The organism is Paenibacillus pasadenensis DSM 19293 (assembly GCF_000422485.1).
In the GTDB taxonomy this organism is placed as follows: domain Bacteria; phylum Bacillota; class Bacilli; order Paenibacillales; family Paenibacillaceae; genus Paenibacillus_O; species Paenibacillus_O pasadenensis.
The window spans coordinates 17,798-33,054 of the sequence record NZ_AULW01000060.1 but is presented as its reverse complement, the minus strand read 5'-3'; the positions used below and the strand labels follow the sequence as shown (position 1 = coordinate 33,054).

The 15,257-nt window shown below is 63.0% G+C and carries 13 protein-coding genes; all 13 read right to left on the bottom strand.

Annotation, left to right across the window (positions count from 1 at the left end; genetic code table 11):
• Positions 1-28: 28 nt before the first annotated feature.
• On the bottom strand, positions 29-967 hold the full coding sequence (gene nadA / locus H582_RS0109095) for a quinolinate synthase NadA (protein WP_028598302.1): 939 nt from the start codon (positions 965-967) through the stop codon (positions 29-31).
• A gap of 280 nt (positions 968-1,247) precedes the next feature.
• Complete coding sequence (locus H582_RS0109090) at positions 1,248-2,204, bottom strand: ABC transporter permease (RefSeq protein ID WP_028598301.1); 957 nt, start codon at positions 2,202-2,204, stop codon at positions 1,248-1,250.
• The gene (locus H582_RS0109085) at positions 2,205-3,287 is read right to left on the bottom strand and encodes an ABC transporter permease (RefSeq protein WP_052333094.1); all 1,083 of its coding nucleotides are present in this window, start codon (positions 3,285-3,287) and stop codon (positions 2,205-2,207) included. It abuts the gene before it with no gap.
• Entirely contained in the window at positions 3,288-4,847 is a 1,560-nt protein-coding gene (locus H582_RS0109080; protein WP_028598299.1) for an ABC transporter ATP-binding protein, read from the bottom strand.
• 96 nt (positions 4,848-4,943) lie between these two features.
• Positions 4,944-6,011, bottom strand: coding sequence for a BMP family lipoprotein (locus H582_RS0109075; RefSeq protein ID WP_028598298.1), 1,068 nt, complete (start codon positions 6,009-6,011; stop codon positions 4,944-4,946).
• Positions 6,012-6,366: 355 nt separating this feature from the next.
• Positions 6,367-8,412 carry an ATP-dependent zinc metalloprotease FtsH gene (gene ftsH, locus H582_RS0109070; RefSeq protein WP_028598297.1) on the bottom strand — a complete coding sequence of 682 codons (2,046 nt, stop codon included), beginning with the start codon at positions 8,410-8,412 and terminating at the stop codon, positions 6,367-6,369.
• A 97-nt stretch (positions 8,413-8,509) separates the two neighbouring features.
• Positions 8,510-9,049, bottom strand: a complete 540-nt coding sequence (hpt, locus tag H582_RS0109065) for a hypoxanthine phosphoribosyltransferase (RefSeq protein WP_028598296.1) — start codon at positions 9,047-9,049, stop codon at positions 8,510-8,512.
• Between the two features lie 54 nt (positions 9,050-9,103).
• Positions 9,104-10,630, bottom strand: a complete 1,527-nt coding sequence (tilS, locus tag H582_RS26715; RefSeq protein WP_052333093.1) for a tRNA lysidine(34) synthetase TilS — start codon at positions 10,628-10,630, stop codon at positions 9,104-9,106.
• A 33-nt stretch (positions 10,631-10,663) separates the two neighbouring features.
• Complete coding sequence (locus H582_RS0109055; RefSeq protein WP_028598295.1) at positions 10,664-11,590, bottom strand: protein kinase domain-containing protein; 927 nt, start codon at positions 11,588-11,590, stop codon at positions 10,664-10,666.
• On the bottom strand, positions 11,574-12,302 hold the full coding sequence (locus tag H582_RS0109050) for a vWA domain-containing protein (protein WP_028598294.1): 729 nt from the start codon (positions 12,300-12,302) through the stop codon (positions 11,574-11,576). Before H582_RS0109050 ends, H582_RS0109055 begins: the two co-directional genes overlap by 17 nt.
• Before the next feature lie 125 nt (positions 12,303-12,427).
• On the bottom strand, positions 12,428-13,462 hold the full coding sequence (locus H582_RS0109045; protein WP_028598293.1) for an NADH:flavin oxidoreductase/NADH oxidase: 1,035 nt from the start codon (positions 13,460-13,462) through the stop codon (positions 12,428-12,430).
• 164 nt (positions 13,463-13,626) lie between these two features.
• Positions 13,627-14,334, bottom strand: a complete 708-nt coding sequence (locus tag H582_RS0109040; RefSeq protein WP_028598292.1) for a hypothetical protein — start codon at positions 14,332-14,334, stop codon at positions 13,627-13,629.
• Positions 14,331-15,254 carry an ABC transporter ATP-binding protein gene (locus H582_RS0109035; protein WP_240478982.1) on the bottom strand — a complete coding sequence of 308 codons (924 nt, stop codon included), beginning with the start codon at positions 15,252-15,254 and terminating at the stop codon, positions 14,331-14,333. The genes H582_RS0109040 and H582_RS0109035 overlap by 4 nt, the downstream gene beginning before the upstream one ends.
• Positions 15,255-15,257 lie beyond the last annotated feature (3 nt).

The following is a 15,257-nucleotide window of genomic DNA, read 5'->3' as shown; positions in this document are numbered from 1 at the left end:
CTCCTCCGAACATGGGAGTAGCGCATGGCTACTTGACCAGCAGCATGCGCTCCAGGGACAGACGGGCTTTGTCGGCAACCTGCGGCGGCACGTAGATCTGCGGAGACATGTTCTCCAGGCAGCGCACGAGCTTCTTCAGGTTGTTGACCTTCATGTTCGGGCAGACGAGATACTTCGTGGCGAAATGGAACGTCTTGTCCGGGCTGTCCAGGCGAAGCTGGTAGCCGGTGCCGTCCTCGGTGCCGACGATGAATTCCTTGTTCGGCGATTCCTTGCAGTATTTGATGATCGCAGTCGTGCTGCCGACAAAATCTCCGAGCGCGACGACTTCCGGACGGCATTCGGGATGGACGACAAACTCCGCGTTCGGATATTTGGCCTTCATCTCCTCGACGTCCTTGACAGTCAGCATGTCATGCGTATTGCAGTAGCCTTCCCAGATGATCATCTTTTTGTCCGTCTTCTGCTGGACGTAGTGGCCGAGGTTTTTGTCCGGCACCCAGATGATCTCGTCGCCTTCGACCGAGTTGACGACCTTGACGGCGTTCGCCGACGTGCAGCAGATGTCGGTCTCCGCCTTGATTTCGGCCGAGGAGTTGATGTACGTGACGACCTTGGCGTTCGGATGCTGGGCCTTCAGTTTGCGGAGCCCGTCGACGTTGACCATGTCGGCCATCGGGCAGCCGGCGCGCTCGTCGGGAATGATGACCGTCTTGTTCGGAGCGAGAATCTTGGCGCTCTCCCCCATGAAGTGCACGCCGCAGAATACGATCGTGTCCGCATCCGTCTCAGCGGCCTTTTGGGCGAGCAAAAAGGAATCCCCCCGGAAATCGGCCACTTCCTGAATTTCGTCCCGCTGGTAATAGTGGGCGAGAATGATCGCGTTGCGCTCCTTCTTGAGCTGCAGCAGCCTCTCCCGCAATTCCCGGTTTTGCTCTGCCTTGCGTTCCAGAGCCAGTGCTTCCACGGCGCTTCCTCTCCTTCGGTCCATCGAGTCGCCAGCCGATTGTCACGCCGAGCCGACCCGTATAGTATGCGGCATTCGTCCCCGTCTCAATAGGGAACGGAAGCCGTTTCAAGCAAGTGAAATGATTCACATGTTACAAAGAAGTGACGAATCAGTACACCTAATTTACACTTCGCCGGGTACACTGTCAACCGACGGTTCAAGCGATTTCAAGACCATTTCCCAGGAAATTGAAACGGAAAGAAAAAAGCTCCCCGCAAGTGCGGGAAGCTGGGGAAAATCAGCGCTTGCTGGGATCGTAAGGCTCGCCGACTGCGGCCGGAGCCCGGCTCTTGCCTGCGGCGATCGCCAGCACGAGCAAAGTCAGCACGTACGGCAGCATGTACAGGAACTCGTTCGGAATCGACTTCGACCAGTCGAACAGGCCCGCCTGGAAGCGGAGCGCTTGCGTGAACCCGAAGAACAGCGCCGCTGCGGCCGCGCCGATCGGATGCCAGCGGCCGAAGATGACCGCCGCAATCGCGATGAAGCCTTGGCCGCTGATCGTCGTGTGCGAGAAGTCGTACGTCGTCGTCAGCGAGATCGTCGCGCCGCCGAGGCCGGAGAGCGCGCCGCTCAGCAGGACGCCGATGTAGCGGTACTTGGTGACGCTGATGCCGACCGTGTCGGCCGCGCCCGGATGCTCGCCGACCGAGCGCAGGCGCAGGCCGAAGCGCGTGCGGTAAAGCGCGTACCAGCTGACGAAGACGAGCAGGTAGCACAGGTACGTCGTCGGGTACGCCTTGAACAGCGCGTCGCCGATCAGCGGGATGTCCGACAGGAACGGCACGTTGTACTTGGTGAACGCGATGCCGGACAGGTTCTCCGTCTGGCCCGAGCCATTGAACAAGCTCTTGACGAGGTAGACCGTCAGGCCGAGCGCCAGGATGTTGATGACGACGCCGATGATGACCTGATTGGCCTTGAACGTGATCGTCGCGACCGCATGCAGCAGCGAGAACGCCGCTCCGAGCACGATCGACATCAGCACGCCGAACCAGGCCGACGCGCCGCCGAGGCCCCACTCATGGCCGTAATAGGTGAAGACGGCGGAGCTGAAGGCGCCGATGATCATGAGGCCCTCGAGGCCGATGTTGACGACGCCCGAGCGCTCCGAGAAGATGCCGCCGAGCGCGACCAGAATGAGAGCGGTCGAGAAGACCAGCGTCGTATTGAGCAGAAGACCGATTGTATCCATCTAGGCCGCCTCCTTCCTTTCTTCGCGCCGTTTGCGGAAGAACGGCTTGAGGAACCATTTGACGATGCCGTGGCTGGCGACGAAGAAGATGACCGCCCCGATGACGATGCGGATGATCTCGTTCGGCACGTCGGCCTCGAAGCTCATGCCGGTGGAGCCGTAGCTGAGGAAGCCGAACAGCAAGCCGCCAAAGATGATTCCGAACGGATTGTTGCCGCCGAGCAGCGAGACGGCGATGCCGTCGAAGCCGTAGCCTGGCAAGGCGTTCATGACCGCCATCGACTTGAACACGCCGAGCGATTCGAACGCGCCGCCCAGGCCGGCGAGCGCGCCGGAGATCATCATCGCCTTGACGATGCTGCCCTTGACGTTGATGCCGGCATAGTGGGCCGCGTCCGGATTGAAGCCGGAGGCGCGCAGCTCATAGCCTTGGCGGGTGCGCCACAGGATATAGTAGAAGACGAACGCGCACAGCACCGCGACCAGCGTGCCCCAATGGACGCGGGCGTTGTCGAGGATGCTGACGAGCCAGTCCATCGAGGCCGAGGCCGTCTCCTGGATGTCCTTGGAGCGGTTCTGTCCCGACTCGACCATGACGACGCGCACCATGTAGTTGGCGAGGTAGTAGGCGATCCAGTTGAGCATGATCGTCGAGATGACCTCGTTGACGCCGCGCGAAGCCTTCAGCCAGCCGGCGATGCCGGCCCAGAGCGCGCCGGCGATGCCGCCGACGATGACGGCGAGCGGCATGTGGATGAACCACGGCAGGTCGAGGTTGATGCCGATCCACGTGGCGGCCGTCATGCCGGTGATGAACTGGCCCTCGGCGCCGATGTTGAACAGGCCGGCACGGAACGCGAAGGCGACCGCGAGACCGGTGAAGATGAGCGGCGTGACCTGGCGGATCGCTTCGCCGAAATCGTACTTCGAGCCGAAGATCTTGTTGAGCATCGCTCCGTACGCTTCCCATGGGTTGTAGCCGCCGAGCCACATGACGATGGCGCCGACGAGCAGGCCGAGCACGATCGCGACGAACGGCACATAGGTCTCCTGCTTGGTGAAGATCTTGTTGAACGCTTGCACTTAGCTTTCCCCCTGTCTAAGGGCGGTATCGGACGCGGCGCTGCCGAGGGCGTTGCCCGCCATCATGAGGCCGATCTGCTCTTCGTTCTTCTCGTCGGCATCCATCTGGCCCATGATGCGGCCCTCGTAGATGACGGCGAGACGGTCGGAGAGGCCGTACAGCTCCTCGAGCTCGAACGAGACGAGCAGCACCGCCTTGCCGGCGTTGCGGGCTTCGATCAGCTGCTTGTGCACGAACTCGATCGCGCCGACATCAAGGCCGCGGGTCGGCTGCACGGCGATGATCAGCTCCGGATCGCGCGTCAGCTCGCGGGCGATGATCGCCTTCTGCTGATTGCCTCCGGACAGCGACCGCGCCTCCGTATGGATGCTCGACATGCGCACGTCGAATTCAGCCGCGAGCTTCGTCGCGTTTTCGTCCATCGCCTTGTAGTTCAAAATGCCGCTGCGCGTGTAGGGAGCCCGGTAATAATTGCCCAGGACCATGTTCTCGCTCACGGAGAAATCGAGCACGAGGCCATGCTTGTGGCGATCCTCCGGGATATGCGAGACGCCTGCCTCGGTCACCTGGCGCACCGACGAGCCGAGCAGCTCCTGCCCGTGGACGCGTACCGAGCCGCCGCTTGCCTGGCGCATGCCGGTGATCGCTTCGACAAGCTGCGTCTGGCCGTTGCCGTCGACGCCTGCGATGCCATAGATCTCGCCGGCGCGGATCTGGAAGCTGACGTTGTCGACGACTGCCTTGCCGTGCTCGCCTTGGACCGTAAGGCCGTTCACCTCGAGAATCGCCTTGCCCGGCTTGGACTTCTCCTTGTTCACTTGGAAGTTGACCGAGCGTCCGACCATCATTTCGGCCAGCTGGCGCTCGCTCGAGTCCTTGACCGCGACCGAGCCGACGACCTTGCCGCGGCGAATGACCGTGCAGGTGTCGGCGATCGCCATGATCTCCTTGAGCTTATGGGTAATAAGGATGATTGACTTGCCCTCGCGAGCGAGGGCGCGCAGAATCTCGATCAGTTCCTCGATCTCCTGCACGGTCAGCACCGCCGTCGGCTCGTCGAAGATCAGGATGTCGGCGCCCCGGTACAGCGTCTTGAGAATCTCGACGCGCTGCTGCATGCCGACGGTGATGTCCTCGATGCGTACGTGCGGATCGACCTTCAGGCCGTACTGGTCCGACAGCTGACGCACGCGTTCGCCCGCGCCCTTGATGTCGACCTTGATGCCCTTGGTCGGCTCGTTGCCGAGGATGATGTTCTCCGCGACCGTGAACGGCTTGACCAGCTTGAAGTGCTGATGGACCATCCCGATGCGCAGCTCGATGGCCTTGCCGGCGCCGTCAATGACGACCGGCTTGCCGTCGATCTCGATATGGCCCTCGTCCGGCTGGTACAGGCCGAACAGGATATTCATCAGCGTCGACTTGCCCGCTCCGTTCTCGCCGAGCAGCGCATGGATTTCCCCTTTGCGCAGCTGGAGGCTGATGTTGTCATTCGCGACGATGCCCGGGAACCGCTTTGTAATCCCTTTCAACTCTGCCACGATAGGCTGCTGTCCCATGCCTCTCTCTCCTTTCCTTGCCCTCAAGCCCTTTACGCGAAAAAGAACAAGGCCGGCTCTGGGGCTGGCCTTGTCTGATTCCATTTGAAGCGTGTCTTATTTCGCAGGAACGGTGATTTCTCCGTTCACGATTTTCGTCTCGTATTCCTTGACTTTAGCCATGATGTCTTCGGATACGTTCGGGTTGTTCTCCGGCAGGCCGACAGCGCCGTCCTTCAGCGTCAGCGTACGTGTCGTGCCGCCTTTGAAGTTGCCGTCGATCAGTTCCTGGGATACGATTTGCACCGCTTGGTCGACGCGCTTGACCATCGACGTCAGCGTGATGTCGTTGCCGAACTCGATCGATTGGTCTTTGTCGACGCCGATGACCCATACTTTTTCGCCTTTGGAGACGCGGTCTTTGGCTTCCGTGAAGACGCCGTTGCCGCTGCCGCCTGCAGCATGGTAGATGATGTCGTTGCCGTCGTTGTAGAGCGTCGCAGCGGATGCTTTGCCAAGGTCAGGCTTGGTGAAGTCGCCGACGTATTGGACCGTTACTTTGGCATCCGGGTTGACGGCTGCGACGCCTGCCACGAAGCCCGCTTCGAACTTCTTGATCAGATCGCCTTCTACGCCGCCGACGAAGCCGACTTTGTTCGTCTTGGTCGTCAGGCCTGCGACGACGCCGACGAGGAAGGAGCCTTCGTTCTCAGCGAACATGACGGACTCGACGTTAGGAGCGCTCACTTCGCTGTCGATGCTCGCCAGCTTTGCTTCCGGGTTTTGCGTCGCGACCGTCGTGATCGCTTTGTTCATCATGAAGCCGATGCCCCACGTCAGGTTATAGCCCGCTTTGACCATCTGGTTCAGGTTCGGTTCGAAATCGCTCTCGCCCTTGCTCTCCAGATACTTGATCTCGGCGCCGGTGTCCTTTTCGAGCTGCTGCAGGCCTTCCCATGCGGATTGGTTGAACGATTTGTCGTTCACGCCGCCGCCGTCGGTAACCATGCCGATCTTGAAGTCCTTGCCGGCATCGCTGCCTGCGCCTGCATTTTCGGTGTTCGCTGCCGCGCCGCCATTGTTTGTCTCGGAGTTGTTGCTCTTCGAGCCGCAGCCGCTAACGACGAGCATCAGTGCCAGAGCGGAAACGCTGAGTACATGGAACGGTTTGCTTGTCCATTTCATCTTTGTCTTTCTCCCCTGTTCTTCACCATAGGTTATTGGTTGGATATAGATAGTATAGCCTATATTCATCAAGAGTCAACGAGAAAATGTAACTAATCCTGACATAATGAAAGCCATTACAAAATAAAATTCCGAATATAATGTCGGTTTATGACAGCAATTCGGATGATCATGCATATTCGAGCATAAATATCTAACATCAACGTTACATATTTGTGCGCAATGCATGGTTTGGCTTCCATCAAGTTGATCTCATTATTCCCTGACCCTCGCTTATTATACCCGAACGCCTTGAACAGAAGCAACAGCCCCCATGCACAAATGTGCATGGGGGCTGCGCCGAATAGTTCGATTGTCACGCCTTGTCTGTCGGGCCCGGCTCGCCGCCGGCGTCCGAATCGGCAGGCGCGGCATCGGAGCCTTCGCGGATGCCTTCGCCGCCTGGGGCATCGCCCGGCTCGCGGCCTTGAATGCGGACCTTGACGCCGCCGATGGAGTCGATCGTCGGCTCGCCGCCTGGCTCGGAGCCTTCGCCGCCCTCGCCGCCTACGCCGTTGCCTTCGACCGATCCGGTCTCCAGCAGGTTGCGGATCTGCTCGAGATCGAGCGTCTCCTGCTGCAGCAGCGTCTGTGCGATGAGGTGGACTTCCTTGCTCCGCTCGGTGAGCAGGTTTTTGGCCCGCTCGTAGCATTCGTTGATGAACGTCTGCATCTCCTGGTCGATCTCATAGGCGATCTTGTCGGAGTAGTTCTGCTCGTGGCCGATGTCGCGGCCGAGGAACACCTGTCCCTGCGAGCTGCCGAACTGCATCGGGCCGAGCTTGTCGCTCATGCCGTATTCCATGACCATGCTGCGCACGATGCTCGTCGCCTGCTTGAAGTCGCTGTAGGCGCCGGTGCCGATCTCGCCGATGAACAGCTCCTCGGCGACGCGGCCGCCGAGCAGGCCGGTAATCTTGTCGAGCATCTCTTGCTTGGTGATCAGCATGCGGTCTTCCTTCGGCAGCATGATGACGTAGCCGCCGGCGCGTCCGCGCGGGATGATCGTCACTTTATGCACCATGTCGGCGTTCTCGAGGAAGTAGCCGATGATCGTATGGCCGGCCTCATGGTAAGCGACGATCCGCTTCTCGCGGTCGCTGATGACGCGGCTTTTCTTCTCTGTGCCGACGATGACGCGGTCGACCGCCTCGTCGATCTCGATCATGGCGATGTCCTTCTTGTTGCGGCGCGCCGCGAGCAGCGCGGCCTCGTTGAGCAGGTTCTCCAGATCGGCGCCGGTGAAGCCGGTCGTCCGCTTGGCGACGACGTCGAGCTTGACGTCCTTGTTGAGCGGCTTGTTGCGGGCATGCACCTTGAGCACGGCCTCGCGGCCCTTGACGTCGGGACGGTCGACCGTGATCTGGCGGTCGAAGCGGCCCGGACGGAGCAGCGCCGGATCGAGGATGTCGGGACGGTTCGTCGCGGCGACGATGATGATGCCCTCGTTGGCGCCGAAGCCGTCCATCTCGACGAGCAGCTGGTTGAGCGTCTGCTCGCGCTCGTCGTGGCCGCCGCCAAGGCCGGCGCCGCGCTGGCGTCCGACGGCGTCGATCTCATCGATGAAGATGATGCACGGCGCGTTTTTCTTGGCGTTCTCGAACAGGTCGCGGACACGGGAAGCGCCGACGCCGACGAACATCTCGACGAAGTCGGAGCCCGAGATGCTGAAGAACGGCACGCCTGCTTCGCCGGCGACCGCGCGGGCAAGCAGCGTCTTGCCTGTGCCCGGAGGTCCGTTCAGCAGGACGCCCTTCGGAATGCGGGCGCCTACGGCGGCGAACTTGCGCGGATCCTTGAGGAACTCGACGACCTCGACGAGCTCCTGCTTCTCCTCGTCGGCGCCGGCGACGTCCTCGAACGTCACGCGCTTTTTCTCTTCATTATACAAACGAGCCTTGCTCTTGCCGAAGTTCATGACTTTCCCGCCGCCGCCTTGAGCCTGATTGATCAGGAAGAAGAACAGGATGAAGATGATCACGAACGGAATGATGGAGGTCAGGAACGTGAGCCAGATGCTTTGACCTTTCATCGGCTTGTAATCGTAGTCGAATCCGTTCTGCTTCGCGGCGTCGTCGATCTCTTTGGCCGCGAACTCCTCGGCACTCGTGTAGGTGTAGAACTTCAGTGATTCGCTTTCAGCCCCCGCTGGCGCTTTTCTGTATTCACCGGTCACCAGATACGTGTAACTGTCGAATTGCACGGTCAGCTTGCTGATGTTGTCCGCCTGGAGCTCCTGGCGGAATTCGCTGTAGAAGATCTTTTCGGTGTTATCGTCCTGACCGCTGATGAACTGCACAATTCCGACGGTTACCAGGAAAATAAGCAGGTAAAATCCAGTGTTCCGGATGATTCGATTCATCCCCTACCTCCTCTCAAGACGCTTCAAATATTTTACCATAGCCGCTCCGGCGATCTCAACAGAACCCAAGCGGGCTCAGAGCCTCGCGGACTCTAGCTTATTTGCGGTAGACTTCCGGCTTGAGGATGCCGATGTACGGTAGGTTGCGGTAGTACTCGGCATAGTCCAGTCCATAGCCTACGACAAAAGCATGAGGAAGGGTGAATCCGGTATAGTCGGCGTTGAGGTCGACCGAGCGTCCGGACGGCTTGTCGAACAGCGTGACGACCGTCACCGACTTCGCGTTGCGGCGCTCCAGCACGTCGATCAGATAGCTGAGCGTCAGGCCGCTGTCGATGATGTCCTCGACGATGAGCACGTCCCGGCCTTCGACGGAGACGTCGAGATCCTTGATGATCTTGACGACGCCGGAGGATTTGGTGGAGGCTCCGTAGCTGGAGACGGCCATGAAGTCCATTTCCAGCGGCACGCGTATTTCTTTAACCAGATCGGCCATGAAAATAAACGCGCCCTTGAGGACGCAGATGACGAGCGGATTGCGGCCCTCGAAGTCCCGGGTCAGAATCTCTCCGAGCTCCTTGACCTTGTCGCGGATCTCCTCTTCGCTGTGCAGAATTTCTTGAATGTCATTATGCAATGATGGTTCCTCCCGAATCGTCTAATCCTATTCTTATGAGCGGAATAAGTCCGGTTATTCGCCGGCGGGCTCACTCGACCCGCCGGCCGGCCGAACCTCGGCGCGCAGCATCAGCCGCGTGCCCTCGTCCGCGAGCGCATGGCTCGAGCGGCGGAGGCCCGGAATCCAAAGGATGCGTCCGCCGCCGTCGCACAGCAGCGGAAGGAAGGGCCTCCTGGAAGGAGGCAGCTTCCCGTCAACGAACATATCTTGCACCTTTTTGGTGCCGTTTAGTCCCAGCGGACGCATCCGGTCGCCGCTGCGCCGAGGACGGAGAAGCAGCGGGAGCTCCAGCTTGTCCCAATCAAAAAAAGCGGTCCGCGCGTCCGCGTCCGAAGCCGCGAAGCGCGCCGTACCGTCCCTCGTGTGGCGATGGGCGCTGAACCGGATCTCCAGCCCCGCCTCCGCGATCGTCCAGACGCCATCCGGCTCCGGGATCTCGACCGCGTAGGGCAGCGGCTCCTCGTCCGCGCGGCGGGTCCAGGCAAGCCGGCCGTATTCCCGTCGGAACCGCAGTCCTCTCGACAGGTCGACCCGCCAGCTCGCAGGCGTGCCGGACAGCGCGCCGACACGGATCCGCTCCACTTCGTCAAAGCTGGAGGGCGCCATTTCCAGAGCAAGATAATCTAATATTAGTTTAATCAATCTTCTTTGTAAAGCGACGTGGAGGGCCGCAAAAGCCGCGCCGGACATCGTCAAACCGCCTCTTTCGGACACGACGCTCGAGGCGAAAACCTCCTTGGTCCTGGCATCGAGGTAGTCCGACTCGGCCGACGCCGATTCGGCCGTCCGGCAGAGCGATTCGGCGAGCCGTCCGTTGAACGTCTCCAGATAGGGCATCGCCTCCAGCCGAATCGCATTGCGCGTGTAGTCGGCCGAGCGATTGCTGGCGTCCTCCTCGTACGGAACGCCATGCCGCTCGCAGTAGGCCAGCAGGTCCGGCTTATGTATACGCAGCAGGGGGCGGATCAGTTCCGCCTTTCCTTCCTGCCGCCGCAGCGGAATGCCGGACAGCCCTGCCGACGAGCTGCCGCGCAGCAGCCGCATGAGCACCGTCTCCGCCTGATCGTCCGCATGATGGGCGAGCGCGATGCGCGTCGCCCCCGCCCGCTCGGCGGCCTCCAGCAGGAAGCGGTAGCGCAGCCTCCGGGCCTCCGCCTGCTTGTTGCCTCCATGCTCTGCCAGATGCGCGGGCACGTCCAGCTCGGCCGTCTCGCAGGGCACGCCGAGCCGGGCGCAGAAGCCGCGCACCGTCTCGGCCTCGCGCGCGGAGGCTTGCGGGCGGAACCCGTGATCGGCATGCGCCGCGGCCACGGACACGCCGAGCTGCGGCGCCGCGGCATGCAGCGCATGCAGCAGCGCCATCGAGTCGGGCCCGCCGCTCACGGCGACGAGCACCGTGTCGCCCGGCTCCCAGAGCCGCTCGTCCGCGCCCATCCGCAGCAGCTCCCGATGCACGCGGTCCGGATCGCCGGCGCTTGCCGGCGGCCTCAGCGGCTCCAGGCGCGTACGGTCCGGCTGGCCGGAATCGGTTGATGCCATGACGCTTCCTCCTTGTCGTCGAATCCTCTCGCTCTAGCCGAGCCCGCCGCCCAGCCAGAACGCCGAAGCCGCCAGCCCTGCGGCGGCGGCAAGAAACAGCGCTTTGGTCCACCAAGGCACCGGCTTCGCGGGACGGGAGACGCGGTGCATGACGGCTTTCCAGGCATGGGACGCCTCCGCCGCGTCGGCGAAGCCGCCCGCGAGCGCGCGCGCCAGCCAGCCGGAGAACGGCCGCAGCTGCGGCGCGTCCTGGGCGAGCTTCAGCACGTCGCCCGCGCTGCGGTTTTGCGGGAGCGTGCCGGAGGCGGCCCGATGCAGCTCCTTTTCGGCGAACAGCTGCACGCACAGCACCGCGAACGAGAACAGGTCGTATCCGGCATCCGAAGCGCGGGTGCCGGCGTTCCAATAGCCGCGATCGTAGATCTCGGTGAACTGGCGGATGCCCTTGCCGAAGGCGGTCACGCCGCCGTAATCGATCAGCTCGACGCGCCCGTACTCGGCCGCGAGCACGTTGTCGATCTTGAGATCGCCGAATGCCCAGCCGGAGGCATGAAGCTCGGCGAGCCGCAGCAGCAGATTGTATCCGGCCAGCGGGAACCATTCGTCGCCGCTCGCGGCCAGAAAAGCCGGCAGCTTGGCCCCGCGCACGTAGCGCATGACGTAGAACGGGTACTCCTTGCCGGAGACGAGCTTCAGGTCGTCCACGTCCAGCAGGTACGGGCTCGCCCCGCCGCCGCGCGGCTGCTGCTTCTCCAGCGCCTTGAGCACGTTGATCTCCGACTGCAGGTCCGCCGTGTCCATCCCGACCTTGAGCGCGAGCAGCCGGCCCTCTTGCTGGACCAGGTACACCTTGCCGTTGGCGCCTTCTCCGAGCATCCGCTCGACGCGGTACCGGCGGCGGCGCCACTTGCCCGTAATGACCATGCCCCGGTCCAGATCAAGCTTAGCCGACGTAGCCACTCCTCATCTCGTCCTCCTCGCCGCCCCTTCGCCGGTCGCCGGCGCTGTCGCGATAGTACTGGATCACCTGGCGAAGCGCCGGTCCCGTCGGCGTCGTGCCCCGCATCTGCAGCTTGGGAAACAGCGCCTGCACGCCGCTCAGGTCGCTCGTCCACTCGCGGTCGAGCGCCGCGTCGTCGCCGTGCCGGTCGCCCGGGAAATGGAATACCGCCAGCTCGCTTTCGCCCTGACGCGACTGCAGGCTCAGCATGAGGTCGCGGATCGCTTCCTCGACGGCGGCGATTTTGGGCTTCATGCTGGCGCTGGCGTCGATCAGCAGGGCGACGCGCAGCCGGCTCGTCTCGCCGAGCTCGTCGATGACGCGCACGACTTCCCCGCGCCGCTCCGGCGGCAGGTCCTCGAGCGCGCCGGTGCCGCCGAGCACCGACTTGAGCTCCTTCTGCACCGCCTGCTGGATCGTCTGCACGACCGTCTTGCGCGTCATCATCTGCACCGTCTGCGACAGCTGCCGCGTGCTGACCATGCGGCTCATGCCGCCGCCCGCATGGGCGATCTCCTGGATCTCCTTGGCCCCGTACTCGCCGAGGTCGCCTCCGTCGAGCACGCCGACCACGTTCACCGTTATTCCTTCCGCAAAGGCTTCCGCCGACGCCACGACCGGATTCAAGCCGACGTTCGAGCAGCCGTCCGTAATGAGCAGAATCTGCTTCATCGCAATCCCTCCCGCTGATAGATTGAACTCTATCATTCAGTGTTGCCCCATCGGGAGAGATCTAGACCTGCGGCGCGGCGGATCGGGGCCAGCGGGAGCGCCCGGGGCGGCCGTCCGGCCGGGCGCTACTTCAGCGGGTAGCCGCGCTTGTAGGCCGGCTGCTCGGTGCGCAGCCCCTCGGTCCTGAGAAGCGCGTCGACCGCCCAGTACGGATTCCGCAGCAGCGCGCGCCCGATTCCGGCAAGATCGGCGTCGCCGCTTTGCACGACCGATTGCGCGAGCTCCGGCTCGTCCAGCATGCCGACCGCGATGACCGGGATGCCGGCCGCCTCGCGCACGGCGCGGGCCATCGGCACCTGGTAGCCCGGATAGTTGCCGGGCTGGCGCTTGCCGTTTGGCGGCGCCTCGCCGCCGCTCGACACATGCAGGATGTCGGCGCCGGCTTCCTTGTAGCGGCGGGCGATTTCCAGGCCGTAGTCGAGCTCGTAGCCGCCTTCGATGTATTCGGTCGCCGAGAAGCGCAGGATGAGCGGCATGTCCGCCGGCATGACCTCGCGCACAGCCGCGATCACCTCGCATCCGAAGCGGAGCTTGTCCTGGCCGTACTCGTCCGTGCGGCGGTTCAGCGACGGCGAATGGAACTGATGGATGAGGTAGCCGTGCGCTCCGTGCAGCTCGATCGTGTCGAATCCGGCCTCGACCGCGCGCCGGGCCGCCTCGCGGAACAGGCCGACCTGACCGCGCACCTCCGCGGTCGTCAGCTCGCGCGGCGTCTTCCAGCCGGTCGGCTCGACCGGGATCGGCGAGCTGCTGACCGGCTGCTCGGCGTCGGTCGCCTTGCGCCCGGCATGGGCGATCTGCACGCCGACGCGCGCGCCGTAGCGCTGGCATTCCCGCACGATCCGGGCATAGGCCGGAATCTGCGCGTCGTCCCACAGGCCGAGGCAGCGGCTGGTGATGCGGCCGTCCGGCTCGACGTTGGTCATTTCCATGATGATGAGGCCGGTGCCGCCGACCGCGCGCGAGACATAATGGACGAAATGCCAGTCGTTCGGCGTGCCGTCCTGCTCCTCGACGGAATATTGGCACATCGGCGCCATGACGATCCGGTTTTTCAGCTCCAGCCCTTTCAGGCGGAACGGTTCCGACAGCTTGGCCATGCTCTTTCGCGCTCCTTCCGGCGGGAGCCTGCGGGCTCCTCGTCGTTTCTTTTCCTCTATTATAAGCGAACCCGGTAGGGAAAAGAAAAACCGGGCTCGCTTATGCTTAGCGAACCCGGTGGAGAAAAGAAAAACCGCTCCCCGAAGGAAGCGGCAAAGGGAGGTCAGGCTCTCGCCGACGAGCGGCGCAGCATGAGCCAGGACAGCGTCGCGAACAGGACGGCCAGCGCGAGCAGCAGCAGGCAGACTCCCTGCAGGCTGATCTGGAGGCCGGAGATCCAGTCGAAGATCGGAACCCACCAGCCGCGCAGCGAGGCGATCGTGGTGAACGCGCCGCCGAGGATGAACGCGCCGCCGTACAAGAGGAAGTTGCCCCGCTTGCCGTAGCGCCGGCTCAAGCTGCCGGACACGAAGCCGCCGTAGCCCGCGAAGAGCAGCGCCGTGAAATAGACCGCGAACGTCTGCCAGAACGGACCGTCCGTCGTGTAGGGAATGACGAAGAAGTGCATGCCGAACCAGCCGCCGATCGCCTGCTCGATCGAGGTCGCGACCGTCAGCAGCGCGCCGTGGAACACTGACATCGCGAGAAAGGCGATGCCGCTCCCCGTAAAGTAGTCGCGCCGGCTGATGCACAGGCTGAGCGCGAAGTTGAAGGTCCAGTAGACGGAAATCATGCCGACGATAAACATGTAGATGATGATCGACAGCAGTCCTCCGGTCGTGAACGACTGCTCGCCGCCGCCGCGGTTTATGGAGAAGGCGACGACCAGATTCACCGTGAAGCTGGAGAGCAGGATGAGCCAAGGCAGCAGCAGCCAGTTGAATTTGTCTCTCCGATACATCGTAAGGATGCTTTTCAGTCCTCGATTCATGCCGATTCCTCCTTGCCGCGGGCCGCATGGGCCGTCAGGTCGACAATCAGCTGCTGCAGCGGCAGCGGCTCCGCCTCCAGCCCGGCCTCACGCGCCCGGCCGATGCCGTTCTCGCCCGGCTCGCCGGCCAGCACCGAGGCGACAGCCGAGCCGCCGATCGTCTCGCGGCGCAGCACTCTCCGGCCCGCCGTGACGGCGTCGACCTTGGCGGCCGAGCCGCTCACCCGGTAGGCGCGGGAACGCAGCGACTCCGCATCCTCGCTCAGGAGCAGCCGGCCGCCGTCGATGACATGGATCGCCTCCAGCAGCCGGCTCACCTCGTCGATCAGATGGGTCGACAGCACGACCGTGCGCGGATGCTCGGCGTAATCCTCGATCAGGCGGTCATAGAACAGCGAGCGCGCGACGGCGTCGAGGCCGAGGTACGGCTCGTCGAACAGCGTCAGCTCCGCCCGGCTCGACAGCCCGACGACGATGCCGACCGAGGAGAGCATGCCGCGCGAGAAGCCTTTGATCTTCTTGCGGCGGGGAAGGCGGAACGACTCCACGAGCTCGCCGGCGAGCGCCTCGTCCCAGTTCGGATACAGCGCGCGGGCCGTCGCCAGCACGTCCTCGACATGGAACATATCCGGGTATCTCTGGCTTTCCTTGATGAAGCAGATCTTGCTGAGCGCCTCGCGGTTCTCGTACGGCTGCTGCCCGAAGATGCGGACCTCGCCGGACGTGGCGAACAGCTGCGCGGTCGCGATGCTCATGAGCGTCGTCTTGCCCGCGCCGTTGCGCCCGAGCAGGCCGTGGATGAGGCCGGCCTCCAGCTTCAGGCTCACGCCGTCCAGCGCCTTCTGGGCGCCGTAGCTCTTGGTCAGCCGGTCGGCCTCCAGCGCGTAGGCGGCCTGCGTCCGGTCCTTGACGGTCATCATATG